We start from the raw sequence: 24,799 nt of genomic DNA, 5'->3' as shown, positions 1-24,799 counted from the left end.
TTCTGCCACATCTCTTGATGAGATTATTCGCGCTTATTGTGCAACTTAGTGTCTCATCTTTATTTGAAATAACTATAAATCCAGGAGAAGCTATCCTACTGCAAATGCCATTTGAAAGAAATTATATTCTTAGCCATGAAACCTTTGAAAAAATATGTTATTTACTAAGCCTTGACTTTACTAATTGCGAGCTACACAAAAATCTCATGTCACCCGGAGGTCATCCTGGGGGAAGCATTTCAGTAATAGTAGACGGAAGGCCTATTTCAGCAATAGCTTGGTATGAAATACCATCAGCAGGTAAATTAAATCTTTTCAAGGTGGATGGGCAGTGGTATGCCATTAGCCTTGTGGCTCGTAAAACAGTTTCTACGGAAACAAGGGAAAGGAAGACGGGTAGTTATCTGCATCCCGATCCGAGAAGAGAAATACTTTGGCACTATTTTGATTTGTCTGGACGTAAATACTCTTTACCCTTGAAGTTTCCAAACACGCTTTAAGTTTGTTTGACTAGCTGGTGAAGGAGATTTCGGTTTCGTTTTCACTACCATATCCCTAACTTTCCAAGATGATATTGCAAGGGCGATCGCCCTTAACCGAAAAAAATCAAATCCCAGACTTTTCAAACTTTTCAAACTCCCAGAAGTCTGGGATTTCCTCTTCTATTCACAAAAAATCAAATCCCAGACTTCTAAATTCATCCCTGTTCTTCCCTTATTTCAGTTCAACATTTACCGTAGCAGACATCCCAGGTGCAATTCGCGATTCATAGCCTTTAATGCTTTCGGCATCAAACACAACTTTTACTGGAATCCGCTGCACAACTTTGGTGAAGTTGCCCGTAGCATTATCGGGAGGCAATAAGGAGAATTGAGCACCAGAAGCAGGGGAGAAACTATCGAGATGACCTTCAAACTTGCGACCACCAAAAGCATCTAATTGGATTTCTACTTTTTGGCCGGGTTTCATGTTTGCCAGTTGCGTTTCTTTGAAGTTGGCAATTACCCACAAATCGTTACTGACGATCGCCATTAACGGAGTTCCCGGCTCCACCCGCTGCCCGACTTCAACCGATTTGCGGCCGATTTGTCCGGCGGCTGGAGCGGTGATATTCGTGTAGGAAAGTTGCAGTTGAGCGTCTTTAACCGACGCTTCCGATTGCCCGATCGCAGCTTTAGCAGCATCATACTGTGATCGACTGACTTTAGTTTGCTCGCCCGTAGCTTGCGCCTGTTGCAATCCGCCCTTTGATGCAGCAAGTTTTGCTTCGGCGGTGCTGATACCTTCTTGCGCTAGGGCGACTTTAGCTTGAGCGCTGGCGACACCGACTTGGGCGCGCGCTACTTGGGATTGAGCTTGTTTTACCCCTTCTTGAGCTTGGGCTACTGCTGCTTGAGCTTCGGTTACGCCTTCCTTAGCTTGGGCTAACCGCGCTCTAGCTTGGGCAATTCCTTGTTGGGCTGCGGTGGTTTGGCCTTGGGCTACTTCGTAGGCGGCTCTCGCTGCGTCTAGTTGCTGGCGGGCGATCGCACCTTCTTGTTGCAAGCTTTCGTACCGTTTATAATCGGCTTGCGTTTTAACGAGACTAGCTTGCGCTTGTACTAGCTGAGCTTGCGCTGCGGCAATACCGGCTTCGGCTTCCCTCACTTTAGCTTGAGCTTGCGGAACTCCGGCTTCGGCTTGGGCGACTTTGGCTTGCGCTGCGGGTACGCCGGCTTCTGCTTCAGCGACTGCGGCAACCGCTGCGGGTACGCCTTGTTGGGCTTCTCTAATTGCTGCTTGGGCGGTGGAAATGGCAGCGTTGGCGCTGCCGATGTCTCCTTGGGCTTGGGCTGTTTTGCCTTGGCTGGTTTGAGAGGCTAGGGAAATATTTGCTTCCGCTGCTTCGGCTTGGCGGCGAGCGTTTTCTAAGGCTGCTTGGGCTTGTTGGACTTTAATTTGGTAGTCGCGGGGGTCGAGTTTGATTAGCAGTTGTCCGGGTTTTACTTGTTGGTTGTCTTGTACTAAGACTTCGGCGACAGTACCGTTGACGCGGCTGCTGACTTGGTGGATGTGTCCGGCAACTGTGGCGTTGTCGGTTTCTTGATGGATGGAGGCGTATTGCCAGTAGCGGTAGCCGAAGCTGCCTGCCGCGATCGCCCCTAGGCCCAGCACTGCTAATATCAACGCTTTCGGGGCTTTTTTCTTGGGTGTTGCAGCCGGCAGGGGTGCTTGGAGTTCTGTTTCTGCGCCTGTTTTGACCTCGGCGGGGGCGTTGATTTGTGTCTCTGGGGCGGGGATTACTGGTAGGCTTTTAGCGATGCTGTCGTCGATCGGCTTTTCTAATACGCCGACTGCTTTGCCGTTACCGTTGAATTCTGCTGGGTTGATTTCGTTTGGGCCTTTCATGGTATTTGACTCCTAATACTTTAGTAAGATGTCGTTTGTTTAGGGTACGTAGTTTTTATTTAGTAAGACGGCTTTTTTTAAGAGTGCGTAGTATTTTACGGTTATTTGTAATGTAGTGGAGGTAGATGCTGCTGCACTTCACTCAAAAGATTGATTTGTCGGTTTAGGAGAGGTTGAGGATCGCGATATTGATCAGTTGGGAAAAGAGTTCTTGATCGGCCTGTGAAATTCCCTCGACAGCTCGATCTCGGATTTTAGCTACCAGCGGGGGCAATACCTCTTGCAGTTCCGTGCCTGCGTCTGTCAGCCAAATACGCCATATACGGCGATCGCGCGTGTCTCTCTCCCGGCGGACTAGGCCTCTTTCTTCCATGCGATCGAGCACGCCTGTCAGCGTTCCGCCTACCTGTTGCAGTTTGTCGCCAATGCTGGAAGTCGGCAAACCGTCTTCTTGCCACAAGCAGCACAGTACCAGCCAGTGAAAAGGTGTCAAGCCAAAGGGTTCAAGTACCTCTTGCAGCCTGCGACTGCCTAGCTGTGCCAGAAGTTTGAGACGGTAGCCCAGGCTGTGGGGGGCGAGAATGTCGTGCCACTGAGCTAGATGTGTACGATCGACAGTGGATGTAGTAACCATCGGCTTATTACTTAGCGTTCGTATTGTTAGTGTAAGATCCTTTTGGGGAGATGTCAAGGGGGTACCAGCAGGTTTTTTTGCGCTCAACTGCTACGCTAAAACCGGGAATCCCCCCTCTGCCGGATATGTTAACAATTCTTATTGTTCTTAAACTAGAAAGAGTAAATCTAGTTTGCGATCTGAATTTATGTTGCTTCCAGCCGACAAACGCACCAAGTTAGACGACACCGACGACAATTTGTTCTATTCCTCTCCCCGGTTTGTGACGCACGTAGACGATGGATTCATCCAGCAACTCATCGATTTATATCGGGAACGGCTGAAACCGAATACTCGGATTTTTGATATGATGAGCAGTTGGGTTTCTCACTTGCCCGACGAGATGCAATTTGCCCATGTTGAAGGGCATGGCATGAATGAAGAAGAGTTGGCAAAAAATCGCAGACTGAATCATTATTTTGTGCAGAATTTGAACGCCAATCCTAAACTGCCGCTGCCGGACGCAGAGTTTGACGCTGTTGTCAACTGCGTTTCGGTACAGTATTTGCAGCACCCGGATGCGATTTTTGCCGAGATTCACCGGATATTGAAGCCTGGTGGCGTAGCAATTATGAGCTTTTCCAACCGGATGTTTTATCAAAAGGCGATCGCGGCTTGGCGGGAAGGTTCGGAGGGCGATCGGGTAGAATTAGTCAAAGGTTACTTTGATTCTGTCAAAGGAGCGAATATACCCGGATTTAGCAAGCCGGAAGTAATTATTCGCAAGCCTAACTTGCCGAGTTTTATGCAAATGCTGCGAATACCAAGCGGCGATCCGTTTTATGCGGTAGTTGCTTACCGCCAAAGTTAGGATTTTTTGGCAGTAAGGACTTTAGGACTTTAGGTATAGATTGAAAGCGCTAAAGTCCTTACTACAAACCGATCAAAAGCTACGCTCTTTAGGTTAGGATCTATTGAATATTTGCTTCTCAAATAGGGAAAACCAACTTTTGCAGCGCATCACACTCGATCCAAATATCGCTCACGAAAAACCATGTACTGGCGGTGTCCGATATCCAGTAGAGTTAATTCTTGAATGACTCAGTTATGGTATGAATTCTCAAGAAATTATAGATGACTATGATGATTTAGAACATGAGGATATTCTAGCTGCTTTGCTATTTGCCGCGCGGCTGACTCAAGTGAAAAGCATATACTGAGTATTGTAGGTCATCAGCAATCATAAAGTAGGGTAACACCTTGATATGAAACCATATCAGCAAATAGCGATCGACGAATGTGGCGAACCTTTAGTCCCTATTCCACCAGAACATTTTGTCTTTGAAATTCCACACCCTTATCAAAAGTTGGGTGCTCCCTATCACAACAGCAAAGCAGATTCACCTTACTATTTGCGACAAGGAGTGGTAGATAGTTTAATCGCCGCTCAAACTGAGCTGCAGCAAAAATATCAAAATTGGAAAATTCTGATATTTGACGCTTATCGACCCGTGGAAGTCCAGCAATTTATGGTGGATTATACTTTCAATCAAATTGCCCTAGCTCAAGGCTGCGAATTTCCGGTTTCCGAAGACAAACGCCAAGTAATTATAGAACACGTATATCAATTTTGGGCAGTACCCAGCCTCGATCGCGCGACGCCTCCTCCTCACAGTACAGGTGCTGCTTTAGATATAACTTTAGTCGATGAAAATAATCAGCGACTTGATATGGGTTCTCCGATTGATGAAATATCAGAACGTTCTTATCCAGATTATTTTGCTAACAGCAATTACCCACCAGAACAGCAATATCACCGTCACAGGCAGATCTTAAAAAGTGCGATGATAAATGCGGGTTTTCAGCAGCATCCTAACGAATGGTGGCATTTTTGTCTGGGGGATCAGATGTGGGCTTGGTTGACAAATCAAAACAATAGTGGTAGCCAATTGATTGCCCGATATGGCCGCTATTAAAAGGCTACGCAATTAAATCTGGACGGACGCACTCGCAACCTTGAGAAAGGGGTTTATTGACAAAAAAACTCAGCTTTTAACTGCTTCCTGTCGCAATAAACCTGGTTTCTGACACTCTGTGCGTCCCGGACTATAAAAGTTGGAACAAAATAAATCATTTGTATCAGGATACACGACAACTATTGCCAGCAGGGTAGCCGTGCTTTAAAATCAACAAGAGCGAACAAGTGCAGGCACATCAAGTCAGCACCGCAAACCCTAAAGGATAACTCAGAGTTCACCCAATGAAAGCACTCATCCTCTCTGGCGGCAAAGGAACACGCTTGCGTCCCCTCACCTATACGGGTGCTAAGCAGTTGGTTCCTGTAGCAAATAAGCCGATACTGTGGTACGGAATTGAAGGAATTGTGGCGGCTGGGATTACGGATATTGGGATTATTATTAGTCCAGAAACCGGGGAAGAGGTGAAGACGAAAACAGGAGATGGATCTCGCTTCGGTGCCAAAATTACTTATATCTTGCAAGCAGAGCCGGCGGGACTCGCTCACGCGGTGAAAATTGCCCGACCATTTTTAGGCGATTCTCCGTTTATTATGTATTTGGGAGATAACTTAATTGAGAATCCGCTAGATCCGTTTTTAGAGATTTTTAACAAGCAAAAACTAGACGCTCTGATTTTGTTGCGTCCAGTTCCCAATCCCTCGGCTTTCGGTGTTGCCAAAGTTGATGAAAATGGACGAGTTTTGCAGTTAGTAGAAAAACCAAAAGTTCCGCCATCAAATTTAGCACTGGTGGGAATTTATTTTTTTGCTCCTACTATCCATGAGGCGATCGATCAAATTCAACCTTCGCCCCGCGGCGAACTGGAAATCACCGATGCCATTCAACAGCTCATCAATCAGGAGAAACACGTAGAAGCCTGCAATTTAGAAGGTTGGTGGCTGGATACGGGGAAAAAAGACGATTTGCTCAGTGCAAACCAAATCATTTTAGATAGCTGTATCGTAGCTTCAACTGAATTAAAAGTAGACGCCAAAAGTCAAATTATCGGGCGAGTGCAAATAGGGGAAGGAACGGAAGTAATTAATTCTACAGTTCGCGGGCCGGTGGTAATTGGGGAAAATTGCCGCATTGAAAATTGCTTTATCGGGCCTTACAGCAGTATTGCCGATCGCGTGACGATGATTGATGCTGATATCGAACACAGTGTAATATTGCAAGGGGCCAAAATAGTTGGCATTCACCAGCGAATTGTGGACAGCGTGATCGGGCAGCGAGCTCAACTAACCAATGCGCCCCCCCGTCCAAAAGCTCTGCGGTTTATGATTGGTGATGACAGTCAAATTGAGCTAGTTTAAATTGAGATATTGCCACTATCGGAAGCAATAATCCTGATTTAACAAGAGATGGATTTTCTTGTGGGGTGGGCATCCCGCCCGCCCTTGAACAGGCAAGATGCCTGTTCCACAATTAGTTACAATTATTATTCAAGCAGCCAAGATGCCTGTTCCATAATAAGTCATAGTAAGTTATATAAAGGAGAGGAAAGTTTGCAGTCAGAAGAAATACCAACTCAACAAATTATAGATAAATTGCGGCAAACTTTGGAGCCGCGAATTGGTATTGTTGAGCCGTCGCTGTCGGGAAGAGAAAATAGTGCGATCGCCTACAATGAAGATGACGAGGACATCGCCCTTCTAAAGACAGGCTTTGACATTTACAACGTTCCGATTACTTCTTATCAAAGGCAGCTAGGTTCGGTAGTCATTGCAGTTAGGAAAATAGTCCGAAAATTGCTCAGGCCCGTACTCGAACGACAAGTAATTTACAATTTTGCTAATACTCGCGTAGTGCACACCTTGAGCACACAATTGCAAAAATTGCAAGAAAATCAACAAACTCTAGAGAAAAAAATTAAATCGGAGTTCAGCACTAGATCTCCCGAAGTTACAGCACAGCTTGAGACTCAACAAAGAGCGATCGCAGCCTTTCAGTCGGAAATAGAGCAAATTAAAGCAGTGCAGGAGCAACATACTGCTATTTTAGAGAAGATTACCGCTCAATTGCTCGATCGACAAAAATAAAGCATCAAAGATGACCACACTGCCCATATGTTCGTTAATTATAGTCAACTATAACGGTCTGCGCCACACGAAAGATTGCTTAAAATCTCTACAAAAACTTGCGTATCCCGAACAGCAACTAGATTTAATTGTAATTGATAATTGCTCTAAAGACGATTCCGTTAAGTCCCTGGGGGAACTCTTTCCAAAAGTTCGCATTTTTGTCAATACTGCCAACAACTTTGCTAAAGCCCTCAACCTCGGCATCAGCGAAGCAAAAGGGCAATACATCGCCTTTCTAAATAACGATGCTACCCTTGAGAGTCGCTGGTTAGAGATTCTTGTAAAACGGCTAGAAACTAATAATAAAATCGGTGCAACTAGCGGTAAATTGCTGTTTAAAGACGGGCGAATTAACAGCGCAGGCATTCAGCAATTACCTAATTTTTATTGGCAAGATGTCGGCTTTGGCGAAAAAGATTCTGGACAGTACGATACAGAACGGGAAGTCGAAGGGCTTTGTTGGGCGGCGGTGCTTTTTCGCAGGGAATGTCTGGAAGATGTTGGCCCAATAGATGAAGATTTTGTGATGTATTTTGAGGATGTAGAGTTTGCCAAACGCTGCCACAAACGCGGTTGGAAAATGCTTTATACTCCTGCCGCCATCGCCCATCACGAATATCGGGGATCGAGTAAAGGAAGCAAACTTACCGAGTATTTCTGCAATCGCAATCGGTTTTTGTATTTGGCGAAACACGAACCTTTGCAATTAGTATCTTCAATTCATACTTCGGATTTTTTTACTAACAAGCAGTATGATTTGCTGTTCGAGAGTTTGTTTGTAGCGATTAAAAAACTTCTAGATTATCAGAAACCAGAAATCATCGAAACTGTAATCCCGCAGTTGTCGGAAAAGTTGGCCGTGATTTACAGTCGCATGAAGGTCGATCGCATTTTACCTCGATTGCAGGTGGTTCGGGGCGATCGCAAAATGTCGATCGGCATTTACGATCACGGACTGCATTTTATCGGGGGCGGTCAAAAATACGTCGCTACCATCGCTGCACTGCTACAAAATGAATTTGACATTACTTTTATCGCCAACAAACCAGTTGCTGTTTCCGACTTAGAATCGTGGTACGGACTCAACCTTTCAGGATGCAAAATTAAAATTATTCCCTTGGCGTTTTACGAGAAACGCGGAATGCAGTGCATCGATTCCAGCATCATCGTGGAAGATATGGAAAATCCCTTTGATGAAATTGCCAAAGAAAGCAAAAACTACGATATTTTCCTCAACGCGAATCAACTGGAAAAAGTCAAGCCACTGTCGCCAATTTCAATATTTTTCTGCCACTTTCCCAATACCTTCCGCAACCGTCATTTTGCTGTTGATGATTATACTTTCATTATTGCCAACAGTCAATTTACTGTTAAGTGGTTGGAGAAACGCTGGGATTTAAAGCCAACTTTTCTGCTTTATCCCCCGGTGGAAATGGTAACAGTTAAAGTGCCGAAAGAAAACATAATTTTGGCGGTGGGACAGTTTGAAGCTGGGGGAACAAAAAAGCAAATTGAACTAATTAAAGCTTTCCGCAGTTTGCTAGCAGATTATCCCGAAGATTTTCAAGGATGGCGGCTAATTTTAGCCGGCAGTAGCATTCCAAAAAATCCTTATTTAAAGACGGTTCAGAATTTATTGAAGCAAGATTCAAGGGCGATCGAGTTAAAAGTCAATGCTGACTTTGATGAGGTAAAATCACTTTATGCTAAAGCGAGCATATTTTGGCACGGCTGCGGTTTGGGTGAAGTCAATCCTCAAAGATTTGAGCATTTCGGGATGGCGACTGTGGAAGCAATGCAAAACAGTTGTGCTCCGATTGTTTTCAACGGCGGCGGCCAACCGGAAATTGTCGAAAATGGGCGATCGGGCTTTTTGTTCAATACCGTTGAGGAACTGTGCCAGCATTCACATCAACTAATTGTTAATCCCGATTTGCTAGCAGAACTTCAAGCTGGTGCACAGCAGCGCAGTCAGAACTTTAGACTTGCACGTTTCGAGAAAAAAGTCAAGACTTTTTTTGAGATTATTCAGCAAGAGTATGCTACAATTCGGCTGCCAAATCCTGCCGATATAGCTCAAATGCTCGATCGCACTTAAAGGCTAATTAAATAGTCCACCAGGGCTTAAAACCCCTAGCCAAAAGCTAAAGTCCTCTTGCATAGGACTAATATCAAAGTCGATTTTATTACCGTTTTCTTCAGTCCCCCTCTGCTGGGACTTTGTATGTATAGTCGCGACTTCCAGTCGCCGGATATCTAAAATCATGTCTAATTCACTGTTAATCAATTTGTCCTTCTTAACACCCGAACCAACGGGAATCGGGACTTACGCCGCTAATCTTTTCCCGCAACTGCAACAGCTAAAACCAACATTACTCGCTTCCCAGCAAATTGACAATTATACTTGCTATCATATCCCCGAAACTCTGACACCGAATCGCGGCCCGAAAGGACAAATTAACAGGCTGCTGTGGACTCAGTTTGAGTTACCAAAAATTTACAAAAAATTGCAGTCCACCCTAATGTTTTCCCCAATTCCCGAAGCACCTTTGTATTCCGGCTGCCGCTACATTGTCACAGTTCACGATTTAATTCCTTTGCGATTTCCCAGACGATTTTCTCGTTTAACAGCTTATTTCCGCTACTACATACCGCAGGTTTTGCGGCAAGCAGAACACATTATTTGCGATTCTCAAGCAACGGTGGCAGATGTTGCTAACTTTTTCCAGATTCCGCTTCAGAAAATGACCGCAATTCCCCTAGCTTGCGATAATATTAATTTTAGATATCTCGACTTGCCAACCAAAAATTATTTTCTTTATACAGGTAGACACGATCCTTACAAAAACTTGGAAAGATTAATTGCTGCATTTGCGAGTTTGCCCGATCGCGCCAATTACGAATTGTGGCTAGCAGGGCCTCCCAATGCCTACACGCCGCAGTTGACAGCACAAGTTGAAGAATTAGGTTTACAATCTTTGGTAAAGTTTCTCGGTTACGTTCCCTATTCTCAATTGCCCGTACTGATGAATCAGGCGATCGCCCTAGTTTTCCCTACACTTTGGGAAGGATTCGGCTTACCAATTTTAGAAGCAATGGCTTGCGGCACACCCGTCATCACATCCAACCTATCATCGATGCCAGAAGTAGCCGGAGATGCAGCCTTATTAGTCAATCCTTACAGCGTCGGAAAAATAGCCGAAGCCATGCAAACATTAGCCACAGATTCAAAAGTGCGATCGAACTTAAAAACTGCTGGTTTAGCTAGAGCATCTCAATTTAGCTGGAACAAAACCGGAAAAGCAACCGCCAACATCTTACAGCAATATCTTTAAGTCTTCCCTCTCTTCCTTTCTCCTCTCTGCGCCCTCTGCGCCCTCTGCGGTTAAATAAAAAAATCCCACCCAAAAACCGCAATCTACATATTATCCCATGCCCAATCCCCAATCCAACCTCCTCATCAACCTCTCCTTCCTAATTTCCAAACCAACCGGCTTAGCCATCTACGCCAAAAACCTATTTCCCCACCTAAAATCCCTCAACCCAACATTACTCACAGCCGAAAAATTTCCCAATAACAACTGCTACCAAATCCCCCCAAACCTAACCCCAGAACAAGGAACTAAAGGACACATCAACCGATTGCTGTGGACACAAACCCAACTCCCCAAAATTTACAAACAGCTAAAATCTAACCTGTTATTTTCCCCAATTCCCGAAGCTCCTCTATTCGCAGGTTGCCGCTATATAATTACAGTACATGACTTGATAGCGCTGCGGTTTCCCCGCCGCTTCGATCCTCTGACACCTTACCACCGCTACTACATTCCCCAAGTGCTGCGGCAGGCTCAACATATCATTTGCGACTCAGAATCAACGGCTCAAGATATCGCTAATTTTTGCAATATTCCTACTAATTTAATTACGCCAATTTTCCCAGGGTACGATACCAGTTTTTTCCGTTTTTTAGACTTGCCAACAAGCAATTATTTTCTTTATATCGGTCGCCACAATCCGTATAAAAACGTGCAGCGAGTTATAGCAGCCTTTGCTGCTTTGCAGCAGAATTCCCAGTACGAATTGTGGATAGCAGGTTCGGAAGATAAACGCTATACGCCGCTGCTGAAAGCGCAGGTTCAAGAATTGGGATTGGTCGATCGAGTAAAATTCTTAGATTACCTCCCCGCAGCCGACTTGCCCAAAGTCATAAACCAAGCGATCGCGCTTGTATTCCCCAGTCTTTGGGAAGGATTCGGGCTCCCCGTGCTCGAAGCAATGGCCTGCGGCACTCCTGTCATCACCTCTAACCTGTCTTCAATGCCAGAAGTGGCGGGGGGTGCAGCCTTATTAGTCAACCCCTACAGCGTCGAGGAAATTGCCTCTGCTATGCAAGAGCTTGCAGTGGGTGCCAAAGTTCCATCGCACTTGCGGGAGCTCGGTTTAGCCAGAGCAAAACAATTTAGCTGGGAAAAAACAGGTCTGCAAACTGCTGCTATTCTCGATCGATATCTTTAACGAAGGAAGAAGGAAGAAGGAAGAGGGAAGAGGGAAGAAGGAAGAAGGAAGAAGTCAGTAGGTAGATCAATGCCCCATGCCCCATGCCCAATTTCCAATTCCCACTCCCCCTGACAGCCTGAGTTAGAGACTGTAGCCCCTTTTACTTATTGATACCCAACTGATCGCCGCGCTTGTACTGCTGATAAGCAGCAAAAAACAACCCCGCCAGAGTAACAAAGATTAGACCCAGAACAATACCTGAAAGCAGCGGTTCTACCATGAGATCTCCTTAACGTTAAGATTTAACAACCTATTTTTAATATTACCAGCACTTATACAGATGAAATTTCACATTCATCGCCCTTCCGGGGGTCTAAGAGCTTGCTCTCCCCGCTGCGAACGATTAAGCTATGTTATGAGAAATAAATTTTCTTGTAGATACTATTTTTAATTGAACTCCTTTGAATAACCAACTTGCCAGGAATGAAATTAAAAACCCGATCGAGCGACTTGCCATATTTGCGATCGCGGTGTTACTTGCCATCATGTTGGCGGCCCTCGCAATTCGTCAGTTTCAAGTCGCCGATCCTTACGTCAAAAGCGTACTATCCCTCACGGGCAACCCGTTTCAGGGTTCCGCCATCTTTCAAATGAACTGTGCGGGTTGTCACATATCCGTTTCAGACAGTCAAGTCGGGCCCAACTTGCACGGAGTGTCCGAGCGCAAATCCGAATTCGATCTGATCCGGCAAGTCACCAGCGGGCAAACCCCACCAATGCCGCAGTTTCAGCCGAGTCCGCAAGAAATGGCCGACTTGCTGAAATATCTCGAACAAATTTGACCAAAGAAGGGGAACGGAATGCGTTCCCCTTCTTTGGCAAAGCCTCGAAACCCATGCTTCGAGGCTCTGCTTTCGGGTAGTCCCTCTCTGTTGGGACGAGAGGCAAGTGTAGGATCGGTTGCAACTGCCGAGTTTTATCTGCGGACTAAACCAGCAAGCTAAAATTCTGAGCCGATAACTGGCTCGGCTGCACGCTCGTCAGTATAGCCAAAATCTCGTTGCTACCGGCGATGCCGATCGCCGTCGAGCCATTAGTTTCGGTCAATGACAGTTGATTGAAGTCCAAGCCTCCCACCAACTTGATCGAATCAACTCCTGCAGTGAAGTTGATAATAGTGTCAATTCCTCCGCCCGCTGACAAGACAAAGCCATTGCTGCCAATGCCGCCGACGAGGGTATCCCTGCCAATGCCGCCAAAGAGCAAGTCATCGCCGGTGCCAGCAAAGAGCAAATCATCGCCGCTGCTGCCAATTAAGGTATTGTTACCCTCGCCGCCGCAGAGAGTGTCATTGCCTTGATCGCCAATTAGCACGTCGTCGCCAGCGCCTCCCAACATTACGTCATCAGCTTTGCCGCCGTACAATAAATCATTGCCTTCGTCACCAGAGATCGAGTCGTTGCCGCGATTGCCATAAATCGTATCGTTACCCCGATCGCCAAAAATCAGGTCAAACCCTTTGCCACCGAAGAGAGTATCGCTATCGATGCCTCCGTAGACAGTATCGTTGCCCGTATTGCCATTGATGTAGTCGCTGCCCCCTCGGCCAAAGATCAAATCGTTGCCGCTCAACCCGAAGATAGAGTCACTGCCAGCACTACCCACGATCGTATCGTCGCCGTTAGGGCCATTGATCACATTACCCGCTGAAGAAGTGCCGGACTCATTGGGAGTAGCGATCCTGGGGAAGTTCTCAGGGCAAACCAAATCTGTCGGTACAGGTGCAGGCGTCGGCGTCGGTACAGGTGCAGGCGTCGGCGTCGGTGCAGGTGTCGGCGTCGGTACAGGTGCAGGTGCAGGCGTCGGCGTCGTTACAGGTGCAGGTGTCGGCGTCGGTGCAGGTGTCGGTGCAGGCGTCGGTACAGGTGCAGGCGTCGGCGTCGGCGATGTCGGCGGCGTCGGTGCAGGTGTCGGTGCAGGTGTCGGTGTCGGCGTCGGCGTCGGCGTCGGGAAGTTCCCGAAGTTGATGCCGCTGACAATAGCGCCCGAAGTTAGGGTGATGTCCGCGGGTGCGGGAGTGCTTTGGGTGAACCCAGTTTGATTGACTTCCCGGACACGGTAGGTTCCCGGCGTTAGGTTTGCGAACAGGTAGTTGCCGCTGTTGTCTGTGGTAGTAGTAACAGGAGCCGGAGCCGGAGCAGTTCCAGTTACGACATTGGTTAACTGAATTTGGAAATTGGGTAAACCCGGTTCTCCAGCATCCTGAGTGCCATTGTTGTTGCTGTCGCGGAACTTCAGACCTCGGATCGCCCCGGGTTGGGGCAAGAAGTTGCCGAAGTCAATGCCGGTGATGTTATTTGGAGGATTAACAGTAACGGGGGCGGGGTTGGGGGTCGTCTGCGTCCAGCCGTTTTGCTGGACTTCCCTTACCTGGTAAGTGCCTGCGGGTATATCTCGGAGAGTGTAGTTGCCCGCAGCATCAGTGATGGTAGTCGGTTCGCCCTGCTGAAACAATCCATCCGGATTGATACTGTCGAGGAATATTTGCCAGTTACCTAGCCCCAATTCTCCGGCATCCTTAATGCCGTTGCTGTTGAGGTCATTGAATTTTTGACCACTGATTGTGCTCGACTGGAAGTTGCCGAAGTTGATATTAGCGATGTCTTGACCGCTGGTGACAGTGATGTCGGCGGGGTTGGGGGTAGTTTGCGTCCAAGTAGGCTGCAAGACTTCCCGCACCTTATAGGTTCCGGCTGACAAATCGGAGAATTTGTAGTTGCCGGTGGCATCCGTGAGGGTGTTGGGTTCCCCGGTGTCGAGAGTACCGTTGTTGTTGGTATCCAGGAAGAATTGCCAGTTGGGTAGTGCTGTTTCTGCTGGCGCATCTTGGATGGCATTTTTGTTGAGGTCATTGAACTTCAGACCACTAATCGAGTTGGGCTTGAAGTTGCCGAAATTGTTGTTTTGGGAGTCTGTGCCGCTGGTGACGGCGATCGAAAACGCGCCGGAAAGAGTAGGCGTGGCTGCATTGACAGGGGGCAGAGTTTGCGTCCAGCCTGTTTGTGGCACTTCCCGCACTGTATAAGTGCCGGCTGGCAGGTTGGTGAACTGGTACTTGCCGGCGACATCGGTGACAGCGGCGTTGGTGCCTGTTTCGGCTGCTACTTGTTCTTGGACGCCGTTGTTGTTGGCATCCAGGTAAATTGTCCAGCCTCCTAGGGGTTGTTCTGCTGGCAAATCTTGAGTGCCATTTTTGTTGAGGTCATTAAATTTGATCCCGCTGATTTTGCCCAACTGGAAGTTGCCGAAGTCTTGAGCCGTAATGTTTGTGCTGCTGACCGGGTTAATTGTATAAAAAGCCGGACCGGCGGTTTGTGAGGAACCAGTTGGTACGTCTTCTCTCACAAAGTATCGACCGGAGCCGACGTTGGCAAAGCTATACGTCCCAGCAGCCGCTGGTGCTGTCCCGGTAACTTGAGAGGCAATTTCCGCGTCGCCGGTATCTAAAGTGCTGTTATTGTTAGTATCCTTAAACAAGCGAACGGTGGTGCCGTTAAGGGGCGTATCATCGGCAGAGAAGCCGTTGCCGGTGAGGTCGGTGAATTGGGTACCGCTGACGGTGATGTTTTGGAAAACGCCAAAGTTTTGACCGGTGACAGCAGTACCGCTTTGGGCGCTAACGAAAATTGCGGCAGCGGGGAAAGAGATGCTGGAGTTGGCTGGGGCCGTAGCTTGTATCAGGTATTTGCCGGGGCCTATATCCGAGAAGAGGTAATCTCCGGCTCCCGCAGTCGTTACGGGCGCGCCCACAACAGTATCTGTGCCGACTTCTAGCGTGTTGTTGTTGTTGGTGTCTTTGTATAAAGTGACGGTGACGCCGTTTAATACGGTGTCGGTGGCATCTAAAACGGCGTTGCCCGCGAGGTCGGTGTAGGTTTTGCCTGCGATCGATGTTTTTTTGAAGTTGCCAAAGTTGGCACCAGTAACATCAATTACACCTGTAGAACCGGGAGTCGGGCCGAGAGTCTGTACCCACTCGGTCGCAAGCGTACCAGCAGGCGGCGCTTCTGTAATGGGAGTAGCTGTTTTTACGTCCGGGATCGTGTAAGTGCCGTCTGCTGCGGTGGTAGCGCTTTTTGTGCCTACAGAAATCACCCAGCCCGGGAGACCTGGTTCAGTCGCCGCGGCACCTTGCAGGCTATCCCCGTTAAGGTCGTTGAATTTCTGACCCACGACCACTGGCCCGTACTCGTAAGCACCGATGTCAATATTCGGTTTGCTGACAAGAGTATTGTCAATTTTTCGAGGATAGCCAGTACCGCGTTGGTCAAAAGCTGTAGCGCCCACTGCTGTTATTGTCGGGTCGCCCCCACCAATTGCAGGGTTGCTGCTGGTAGTGACGGGGCTGTTGTCCACTAGGGCAAGGGTGAACGGACCGGTAGTTGCACCGTTGAGTCCGGCAGAGGCGGCTGGAGCTAATACATTTGCCAAAGGAACCGCTAATGCCTGACCTGCGAAACCAGTGCTAGTGCCGAGAACTCCAATCAGGTTGTTATTTCCTGTGAATGCCCCTGTAACATCAGTGTCGGTAGTAGCAACGTTGCCAGCAATGATCGTGTTTTTGACTGTAACTGTACCGCCGTTGTTGTAAATTCCTCCGGCATTAGCAATCAGACTAGCCGGGGTGCCAACTGTGGCGGCGGTTGCAGAGTTATAAGCGATCGTGTTGTTAGTGAGGGTAGCTGTAGCACCTGAGTTGACGAAAATTGCACCACCTGCGGCTGTACCCGCACCTGCGGCAACATTACCAGCATTGCCACCCGTAACTGTGTTGCTATATAAGGTGCTGTTGGTCATGGTCAAAGTGCCACCGCCAACAAAAATCGCGCCGCCTAAACCTGCACCGCCGCCACCAAAGCCAATAGTACCTGCACCGCCAAAAGTGCCCCCGGCGCTTGCACCATTACCACTACCGCCACCGCCGCCGAAGCCGCCAGTGCCGCCAGGGCCGATAGCACCAGGCGCAGCACCTGTACCAAAAGTACCGCCAGCACCGCCACCACCACCAAAGGTGCCAGCAGCGCCAGCACCGCCATTGCCACCATTACCTTGAGTACCAGTACCAGGAGGACCGCCAACGCCACCGGCACCACCACCACCGCCGCCACTACCGACAACGCTACCAGCACCACCAGCACCACCAATACCACCAGCACCACCGTTTGTGCCGCCAACACCAGTACCGCCAGTGCCGCCAATACCGCCAGTACCGCCAGCATTACCAGTACCGCCAGCCTCGCCATCTTCGCCAACCCCACCGGCAGCGCCATTACTTGCTAGACCATTTCTACCATTTCTACCATTTGTCCCTGCTGTGCCTCCAAAGACAGTAGCCAGATCCGCGCTACCACCCTTGCCACCATTCCCAGCCACACCTGCACCGCCAACGGCAGAGTTATTAGAAAAAGTAACTCTGTCAACTGTGACTGTACCGCTGTTGATAAAAAGTGCGCCACCTAAGCCTGCAGCGCCACCACCACCACTGGTTCCTACGTTGCCTACTGCTTTTGCAGAATCAATGGTGAGGTTCGAGATGTTAAATGTTGTGTTATCAACTACGAAGGCACGGTTGTTATTGCCACTGATCTTGAAACCGCCACCAACAATAGTGGTAGTATCCGTAATTCTCGGCAATTGCCCTGCGAGGGTAATATCGGCAGAGAGAGTGATCGTGTCAATGCCACTGTTGATGTTGGCAACATTGATGGCATTTACCAGTCCGTTAAAGTCGCCCGTCGTTTGGTTCAAGTCAGCCAGTACGCCACTGTAAGCTTCCCTCGCCTCTGCCGAAAATGCCAAAGGTGTTTCTATGTTGCCCGTAGTTACTTCGAGTTCCCAGTCTCCACCCAGTGCCGCACTGCCGGTCAAGTTATCGGAAGCGGCAATATTTGCCCCCGTAAGCTGGCTCAGCCTTTGGACGAAAGCCACACCTGCTTCTGTGGCGGCGACGTTGCAACCGTAAAGCAGAATTTCTGGTTTAGCTGTAATTGGAGAGTTAGAGTTTGCTTCGGCTGCTGGCAAAGCAAACCATGTTTCTAAATAATTGCGGTAGCTTTCAATGTTGCTGAGATTAAGTTCTGTTGCGCCGATTTGCAAGCTGGCTGCTGCGCCGTGAGACAAAATGTGGACGGCTGCAATGTTGGTCCGCTGTTTAAGTGTTTCGGCGATTTGCTCGATGCCGTCGCGATCGGCTTTGAGAATAACAATTTCTGTATCGGGATTGACCGTTTCTGTTAAACTTTGGCAATCTTTAACTTGTGAATCTGCAAAAACTATCTGGTGTTTCTGTTCTTTATAGAGTTCCACGTTCAAATTCTCCTGGTACACACACACATCAAATTCATAGCACAAAGCAACCGCAGCAGCGATCAATCTTTTTCCGCTGCGGATGAGAGTCGTTGGCGAAGCCCTCGAAGAGGATCGCCCCTAACTTTCACCTAAATTGAATATTGACAAAAACATTTTTTTATGCTTCCCTGCCCTAACTGAGTTAGTTTGATTGTTTAGAAGTTTTAAAGGGGGATATTGTTCCGGCTGTTACAACAATGTTGGAGAAGACTTGCGCGCTGTTTATTGATATACCAGAGATGGATAAAATACCAGATTTGATAAAGATTGTCAATCTAATAGTTAACCGATGACGATCGATATTTGTGAGTCAAGAGTTATCAATCACGGTTATTAGCTGTAAGCTGATATTATTGCGTAGTGGTTAGCTGCTGAATGATCTGTATGTGCGATCCTCTTCGAGGGCTTCGCTAACGAACAACCCCAATCAAAGTGCTTGGTAGTAAGGAATGCAAGTCCTCCGAGTTTTATGAAGGCTTGCATTCCTCACTATAACCTTGATAACGGTTATTTTACAGGAATAGATAGGCTGACTCATGACTAACATTCCTAGAAACTATTAGACTCAATAAACTGGCTCTAAGAAAGAAAATTAGGCGTGGCAGTCCAGAATATTAACTTTTCTTTCAGCTTGGTGAGTCCAAGACTCACTAATTACCAAGTTTCTTCGTCGGGATTATTGGAATTGCTCCAAATTTCCACATCTAAATCATTCAGATAAAGCAGAGCACTTTCAATCTGTTTACTTGTACCGTTAAGTTCCAAATCAAACCAACCATCATCTAAAGTTTTGACACCCAACAAAGCGGCATTAAAATTTACCGTCAAACCGTATTCAGAAATCAGGTTAGAGATGACAGGTTCCTGATGGTATGCTTTAGGCACACGAATGCGAATGCGGGTTTGAGTTGGTCTGCTGTCGCCACTGTCTGATTTGGGAATATCGGATTCTTGGGTTTTGTGAAAATGGTCTATCGCCTCAAATTCAGATTCGCTAGTGTTGTGAGCTAACATTGGGGCCTCCTAATGTTTGTTTCAGTTTACATTTTGCACCACTATCTTGTATGGTGCGGATCTGCGAGATTTTCGAGCTTCCAAGCAGATTGTCGATAGCCACGCACCCTACTAATGACTAACAACTGCGTACCCTACAGCCTAATGACTGATGATTATTCAACCTCCTTAATGCTTGTTTTTCGTTCTAAAATCTCCTTAAGTACAAGAGTAATAACTCCTAAAAAACCTAGAATTACCGCCGCTGAAAATGCTGCTTGCGTCGCGTACTGCTTGTAAGCATCCTCTACAAACAAAGGCAAAGTTTGGGTTTTTTTAGCAATATTTCCTGATACCACAGAGACGGCTCCAAATTCTCCCATTGCTCTAGCATTGGTCAAAATTACTCCGTAAAGCAATCCCCAGCGAATACTGGGAAGCGTGACATTCCAGAAAATTTGCCAGTCATTTGCTCCCAAAGTTTTCGCCGCCTCTTCTTGATCTGTTCCCACTTCTTCCAAAACAGGAATTACTTCGCGGGCCACAAAAGGCAAGGTAACAAAAGCAGTAGCCAGCACCATTCCAGGGAAGGCAAAAATAACCTTGATATTGGCCGCCTCCAGCCACGGCCCGAACCAGCCCACCCGACCGTAAAGCAGTACAATCATTAAACCTGCAACTACGGGTGATATGGCAAACGGCACGTCTAAAATGCTGATTAATAGCGTGCGCCCCCGAAATTTATTGCGACCAATTACCCAGGCTGCACACAAACCGAAGACTGTATTTACAGGCACGACAATCAGAGAAATCACTAGGGTAAGTTGCGCTGCGTGCAGAAAATCTGGCGAGGTTAAGTTAGAAAAAAATGGCTCAAATCCTTTTCTGAAAGCTTGGTAAAAAACGTTGAGCATGGGGATGAATAAGACGAGAGCAAGATAGCCGCTCGCAATTCCGATTAAAGTGGGTTTTACCCAGGCTTTCTCCTGACTCCGACTAGAACCCGCAGGCGGAAATTTGTAATCAGCGGGTGAATTTATATTAGCCGTCATAGCGTCTTCTCCATGCTTGTAATAGATTAATTGCGAACAGCATTGCCAGGGAAATAGCTAACAATACAGTGCCGATAACTGTTGCTCCTGCATAGTCGTACTGTTCCAATCTTTGAAAAATTAATACTGGGGCGATTAAATCTTTGAAGGGTATGTTAGAAGCTACAATTACAGTAGAGCCATACTCGCCAACTGCTCGCGAAAACCCGAGGGCAACTCCGGTTAAAATAGACGGGAACAGCGGCGGTAAAACTACTCGCCAGAAGGTTTGAAATTGAGAAGCACCCAAGCACCAAGCTGCTTCTTCGATGTCTTTTTCCATCTCGTTTAAAACTGGCTGTACAGTCCGCACGATAAAGGGCAAGGAAATAAATATCATCGCTATTCCTACGCCCAAGCGAGTAAATGAGATCTTGATTCCCAAGGGTGCAAATAGCCCGCCGATCCAGCCGTTATCGCTGTAAACTGTGGCGAGAGTTAAACCGGCGACGGAGGTGGGCAGTGCAAAAGGTAAATCGACTGCTGCATCGACAACCCGTTTTAAGGGAAAGTCGTAGCGGACTAATACCCAGGCAATCAAGGTGCCGAATACTCCGTTAATTAATGCCGCAATTAATGCCGTAAAGAAGGTGACATCGTAGGCGGAAAGGGCGATCGGACTGGTGGCAATTGCCCAAAATTCGGCGGGGTTTGCTGTGCTGGCTTTCTGCAGCATTGCTGCAACTGGGAGCAATAGCATTAAGCTGAGGTAGCCTAGGGTGATTCCCCAAGGTAATGTGATTTTGCCGATCGCCCTTTTGATATTTTCGATGGGAGATTCAGGGTTGCTGGTTGGAGATGATACAGCCATAAGTGAATAGTTTGGATTTGCCAAGAATAGTGAATCTTTTAGATCCCCGACAACTTCGAGGAAGTCGGGGATCTGAGCATTCTGTTTTTTTACTGTTTAATTGAACCTTGGATTTTGTCAAAAACAGCTCCGTCATCAAAGAATTTCTGCTGAATATCTTTCCAGCCTCCTAAGTCTTGAGCTGTAAATAGGGTTTTGATGGGGGCATATTTTTTGACAAATTCTGGTTCCGCCGCTACTGTCGCATCTACGGGGCGGAAGCCTACTTTGGCAAATTCTCGCTGAGCTTCTGGGGTGTAGAGAAACTTGACAAATGCTTCGGCGACTTCGCGAGTACCGTGTTTATCAACGTTTTTATCGACGATGGCAATCGGATTGTCGATCGAAACATTAACTTCGGGAATAGTATAAGTGGGTTTTTCGCCTTTCTCACCTGCCAGAAGAATCTCGTTTTCGTAGTTAATTAAGGCGTCACCTTGACCTTGTTTGAAAAATACATCAGTGGCTTCGCGGGCATCTTTCGTTAGAATCGGGACGTTTTTGTAGACTTTGCTAGTAAAGTCTAATGCTTTGGTTTCGTCTCCTCCGGTTTTAACAACCGAGCCCCAAAGTGCGAGGAAATTCCAACGGGCAACGCCTGATGTTTTGGGATCGGCAGTAATCACTTTTACTCCGTCTTTGCTTAAATCTTCCCAGCTTTTGATGCCTTTGGGATTGCCTTCGCGGGTAACTATCGCTGCTACCGATTTGCTGACTATGCCTTCGTTGGGAACTTCTTTTTCCCACCCAGGTTGAATTAGTCCGGCTTTTTCGATTTTTGCGGTGTCGAGGGCGAGCGCTAGGTGTACGATGTCTGCTTCTAAACCGTCAATTACGGCCCGAGTTTGGGAACCGGAACCGCCGTAGCTTTGGTTAAAAGTAACGGTTTGACCCTTTTCTTTTTGCCATTGTTGTACGAATTTGGGAATTATGGCTTCGTGGGCGGCTTTGGTGACGGCGAAGGATACTAGGGTTAATTCTACGTTGCCTTTGTTGGCTGCTGAGCTAGCACCGCCTGGAGTAGCACCGCCTGGAGTGGCTACGGGGTTGTTGGTGCTTCCCTGGCCGCAGGATGCAACCGCCAGACTTAAAGTTATTCCCACTAAAAATAGCGACACAAATCTTTTGAGCGCCTTAAATGATTGGTTTGTGCCTGCGGGTGGCTGTTGCGGCCAGTGAAGGTGTTGAGTTAGGCGTTGCCACGGACTCATTATATTTGTTCCTCTAGAGAAAGTACGGTTATTGGGTCGGGATACCGTAATTATGGTTGTGAAGTACGATTATAGACAAGAGCGAGTGAAAAGGCAACAAAAAAAACGAATTGGGGGAACTCAGGGTCGATCGCATATCCTGATGTCTTTTCCCTCGGTGCTTTCGATCCAGATTTGGGGTAAAATGTAAAGTGTATAAATAAATATTATTATTGAGTTAAGGTGCTCAACTTGCGCGGCTGCACGATACGCCCTACGACTACCATCGGCCGATCGCTCAAATGTAATAGCCCTGCCAAGAGTCCCCCCCCAGCGAGATATGCCTGACTCGCGCGATCGCCCTTAAGTAAGAAAAAGTTTTAACTGGTATGTCCTTACCCCGCCCCGTCTCAGACACCCTAATTGAACTGTTGAAGCCTGTAGCCTCTGAATTGGGAGAAAGATTGGGAGCAAGCGCTGTCAACGAACGCTATGCAGAAATTGAGCCGTCTGGTTCTTCAGCTTTGAACCAGCAAATCAAAAAAGACCCCCGCTGGATTAAAGCACAAATGAAATTTTTGCAGCGGCAGCAGGCGAGAGAACAAGAATTAATCGCGCTCGCCGACGCAGAAGAATGGGCAAAGGAAGAACGTGTTAATCGAATTAAGGCACAAGAATTGAGAGATAAGCGGGCAATTAGTCGGCTGTGCCGCGACTTAATGCGAGAGTTTCAATCAGAAGCAATTCGAGTTAAGCTGAGCGAAATTCAAACTATTTGGGACAGGGACAACTGGTTTTCTAATTTGAGCAGGCAGGAAACTGAACAGATTTTGCAGCAGCAGCAGCACCGATTGCTGCTGTTAGTTGCTCCCGCAAAAATTAGCGAAGATTGCCCGGATTCGTTTCGGCACAATCTAAATATCGAGCTGCCGGCTAAGTTAAGAGCTTTTTTGAACCAGCACTACCCCCAGCACGGAGATGTGTGTCCGGTTCAATTTTACGGAGACTATTTCAAAAAATCGATTTCTGATATTGATGTGGAGCGGTTGCAGAGTGTTTTGTCTCCCGTACCTACAGCTATACTGTACAGCGATATCAGCGATTATGAAGTTAATTTTCATGTCGGTTTTTGGGGAGTCATAAATCAGAGCGTTTCTCTAGTGGCGATGCAGCCTTGGAATTGGGAAGAGGTTTATCACCAGTTGGAGGCGGAGGGAAAAGATCAAAAGCTGAGCCTGCGGATTATTAGGCAAATAATTGTGACAATTCACAAATTATTGGCGGCTTTTTTAGCGGATTTGTATTATTTAAATATCGATTTTACTCACGAACCTCAGTTATTTAAATTAGAGGCGGAATTTGCTCAGGAATGGTTTTCTAAAGATTGGGCCCTACCGTATATGGAAACTCTTAAAGAAATTCAAGAGCAGCAGCGAATAGTCTATAAAGGAGAGATGCGGCGGCTGGCGCTGCGAGAGGCGAAAGCTAAGGCGGAACGCCAACGTTTGGAGGAAGCTGAACTCAAACGCAGACAGGAAGTGGAGGCGGCATCTAAACGGGCAAAGGAATTAGCTCACAAATTAACACATCAGAAATGGCGGTGTGTATATACGCTGCCGGGACATTCATCTTTTGTGAATTCTCTGGCTATTAGTCCTGACGGCCAAATTCTGGCTAGCGGTAGTTGGGATAAAACTATTAAGATTTGGAATTTAGAAACAGCGGAATTAATGGGTACTCTGACGGGACATTCCGATCGCGTAAATTCGGTTGCTATTAGCTATGACGGAAAAATGTTGGTCAGCGGCAGTTCCGACGAAACCATTAAGTTTTGGAATTTGCATAACGGTGATTTGCTGTGTACTTTTCCGGGACATTCTATGGAGGTGAATTCGGTGGCGATTAACCCGAAGCGCCAGGTAATTGCTAGCTGCGGCGGGGCTGATAATACGATTAAGCTGTGGAATTTGCGGACTGGTGAGTTGCTGCGGACTTTGAGGGGTCATTCTGACAATGTGAATGCGGTGGTTTTTAGTCCGGACGGTCAAATATTGGCGAGTGGGAGTTCGGATGCGACGAGCAAGGTTTGGGATGTGGAAAGTGGCAAGTTGCTGCGGACTCTTTCGGGGTTGAATGTTGGGGTGAATTCTGTGGCGATCGCCCCAGACGGTCAGATTCTGGCTAGCGTCAGCAATGATTATACGATTAAGCTGCGGAATTTGCACACGGGCAGTTTGTTGCGGATTTTAAATACTAATTATGCGAGGGGAAAGGGTGTAACTAATTTAGGAACGAATGAGGCGCTGCATATTTTACAGAATTATGTGAGTCGGGGCGATTCGGTTGCTATCAGTGGGGACGGTTTGACTTTGGTTAGTGGCTGCGATGATAATACGATTAATATTTGGAATTTGCAGACGGGGGAGTTGTTGAGCGCTCTTAAGGGACATTCGGGTACGGTGTACTCGGTGGCGATCGCACCTTCGGGCAAGTTGCTCGCCAGCGGCAGTGCGGATCAGACGATTAAGATTTGGCGGTGCGATTAGTTAATTGGCAGTGGGCTGTGGGCGGACTATTCCGGTTTTACCCTTACGGGGAGGGGTTTTGAGCGAATTTGAAAAAAAAATGGCTGGGGGGGTTGCGCTAATGACTATAAGTTTGCTATAT

The 24,799-nt window shown here is 47.3% G+C and carries 19 protein-coding genes; 11 read left to right on the top strand and 8 right to left on the bottom strand.

Going from position 1 to position 24,799, the window contains the following annotated elements; translation table 11 throughout:
* Positions 1 to 500 (top strand): hypothetical protein (locus QT994_RS06365; RefSeq protein WP_333172634.1); only part of this gene is annotated, 500 nt, incomplete at its 5' end.
* A gap of 214 nt (positions 501 to 714) precedes the next feature.
* Here the strand turns inward: QT994_RS06365 and QT994_RS06360 are convergent.
* Both QT994_RS06360 and QT994_RS06355 read right to left on the bottom strand, forming a co-directional pair.
* Positions 715 to 2,388 carry an HlyD family efflux transporter periplasmic adaptor subunit gene (locus tag QT994_RS06360; protein WP_333172632.1) on the bottom strand — a complete coding sequence of 558 codons (1,674 nt, stop codon included), beginning with the start codon at positions 2,386 to 2,388 and terminating at the stop codon, positions 715 to 717.
* 163 nt (positions 2,389 to 2,551) lie between these two features.
* Positions 2,552 to 3,022: a MarR family transcriptional regulator gene (locus QT994_RS06355; protein ID WP_333172629.1), complete on the bottom strand. Its 471-nt coding sequence runs from the start codon at positions 3,020 to 3,022 to the stop codon at positions 2,552 to 2,554.
* A gap of 187 nt (positions 3,023 to 3,209) precedes the next feature.
* Here QT994_RS06355 and QT994_RS06350 point away from each other — a divergent pair, with 187 nt between their 5' ends.
* The 8 genes from QT994_RS06350 to QT994_RS06315 all read left to right on the top strand — a co-directional run bounded on the left by QT994_RS06350 (position 3,210) and on the right by QT994_RS06315 (position 11,618).
* Entirely contained in the window at positions 3,210 to 3,872 is a 663-nt protein-coding gene (locus QT994_RS06350; protein ID WP_333172628.1) for a class I SAM-dependent methyltransferase, read from the top strand.
* A gap of 241 nt (positions 3,873 to 4,113) precedes the next feature.
* Positions 4,114 to 4,221, top strand: a complete 108-nt coding sequence (locus tag QT994_RS06345) for a DUF433 domain-containing protein (protein ID WP_333172625.1) — start codon at positions 4,114 to 4,116, stop codon at positions 4,219 to 4,221.
* 45 nt (positions 4,222 to 4,266) lie between these two features.
* Entirely contained in the window at positions 4,267 to 4,977 is a 711-nt protein-coding gene (locus tag QT994_RS06340) for a M15 family metallopeptidase (protein WP_333172622.1), read from the top strand.
* Positions 4,978 to 5,261: 284 nt separating this feature from the next.
* Positions 5,262 to 6,335 carry a glucose-1-phosphate thymidylyltransferase gene (locus QT994_RS06335; RefSeq protein WP_333046305.1) on the top strand — a complete coding sequence of 358 codons (1,074 nt, stop codon included), beginning with the start codon at positions 5,262 to 5,264 and terminating at the stop codon, positions 6,333 to 6,335.
* Between the two features lie 192 nt (positions 6,336 to 6,527).
* A complete protein-coding gene (locus tag QT994_RS06330; RefSeq protein WP_333172619.1) occupies positions 6,528 to 7,061 on the top strand; it encodes a hypothetical protein in 534 nt (177 codons plus the stop codon).
* 10 nt (positions 7,062 to 7,071) lie between these two features.
* Entirely contained in the window at positions 7,072 to 9,201 is a 2,130-nt protein-coding gene (locus QT994_RS06325) for a glycosyltransferase (protein ID WP_333172616.1), read from the top strand.
* A 166-nt stretch (positions 9,202 to 9,367) separates the two neighbouring features.
* A complete protein-coding gene (locus QT994_RS06320; protein WP_333172614.1) occupies positions 9,368 to 10,438 on the top strand; it encodes a glycosyltransferase family 1 protein in 1,071 nt (356 codons plus the stop codon).
* Positions 10,439 to 10,535: 97 nt separating this feature from the next.
* Entirely contained in the window at positions 10,536 to 11,618 is a 1,083-nt protein-coding gene (locus tag QT994_RS06315; protein ID WP_333172612.1) for a glycosyltransferase family 1 protein, read from the top strand.
* 142 nt (positions 11,619 to 11,760) lie between these two features.
* Here the strand turns inward: QT994_RS06315 and petG are convergent, their stop codons facing one another.
* Complete coding sequence (gene petG / locus QT994_RS06310) at positions 11,761 to 11,880, bottom strand: cytochrome b6-f complex subunit V (protein ID WP_006632329.1); 120 nt, start codon at positions 11,878 to 11,880, stop codon at positions 11,761 to 11,763.
* Positions 11,881 to 12,061: 181 nt separating this feature from the next.
* On the opposite strand from petG, the gene QT994_RS06305 reads away from it, so the two are divergent.
* The gene (locus QT994_RS06305) at positions 12,062 to 12,442 is read left to right on the top strand and encodes a cytochrome c (protein WP_333172610.1); all 381 of its coding nucleotides are present in this window, start codon (positions 12,062 to 12,064) and stop codon (positions 12,440 to 12,442) included.
* Positions 12,443 to 12,587: 145 nt separating this feature from the next.
* Here the strand turns inward: QT994_RS06305 and QT994_RS06300 are convergent, their stop codons facing one another.
* The 5 genes from QT994_RS06300 to QT994_RS06280 all read right to left on the bottom strand — a co-directional run bounded on the left by QT994_RS06300 (position 12,588) and on the right by QT994_RS06280 (position 22,153).
* Entirely contained in the window at positions 12,588 to 17,966 is a 5,379-nt protein-coding gene (locus QT994_RS06300) for a DUF4347 domain-containing protein (protein WP_333172608.1), read from the bottom strand.
* 696 nt (positions 17,967 to 18,662) lie between these two features.
* Entirely contained in the window at positions 18,663 to 19,022 is a 360-nt protein-coding gene (locus QT994_RS06295; RefSeq protein WP_333172607.1) for an NIL domain-containing protein, read from the bottom strand.
* A gap of 155 nt (positions 19,023 to 19,177) precedes the next feature.
* Positions 19,178 to 20,053, bottom strand: coding sequence for a sulfate ABC transporter permease subunit CysW (cysW, locus tag QT994_RS06290; RefSeq protein WP_333046293.1), 876 nt, complete (start codon positions 20,051 to 20,053; stop codon positions 19,178 to 19,180).
* Positions 20,043 to 20,903: a sulfate ABC transporter permease subunit CysT gene (gene cysT, locus QT994_RS06285; RefSeq protein WP_333172605.1), complete on the bottom strand. Its 861-nt coding sequence runs from the start codon at positions 20,901 to 20,903 to the stop codon at positions 20,043 to 20,045. Before cysT ends, cysW begins: the two co-directional genes overlap by 11 nt.
* Positions 20,904 to 20,992: 89 nt before the next feature.
* A complete protein-coding gene (locus tag QT994_RS06280; protein WP_333046291.1) occupies positions 20,993 to 22,153 on the bottom strand; it encodes a sulfate ABC transporter substrate-binding protein in 1,161 nt (386 codons plus the stop codon).
* A gap of 368 nt (positions 22,154 to 22,521) precedes the next feature.
* On the opposite strand from QT994_RS06280, the gene QT994_RS06275 reads away from it, so the two are divergent.
* Positions 22,522 to 24,678 (top strand): WD40 domain-containing protein, encoded by a 2,157-nt coding sequence (locus QT994_RS06275; RefSeq protein ID WP_333046290.1) that lies wholly within the window; start codon positions 22,522 to 22,524, stop codon positions 24,676 to 24,678.
* Positions 24,679 to 24,799 lie beyond the last annotated feature (121 nt).

The sequence above is a fragment of the Microcoleus sp. S13_B4 genome (assembly GCF_036700885.1).
Lineage (GTDB): Bacteria > Cyanobacteriota > Cyanobacteriia > Cyanobacteriales > Microcoleaceae > Microcoleus.
This window is presented reverse-complemented; position numbering and strand designations above follow the sequence as displayed.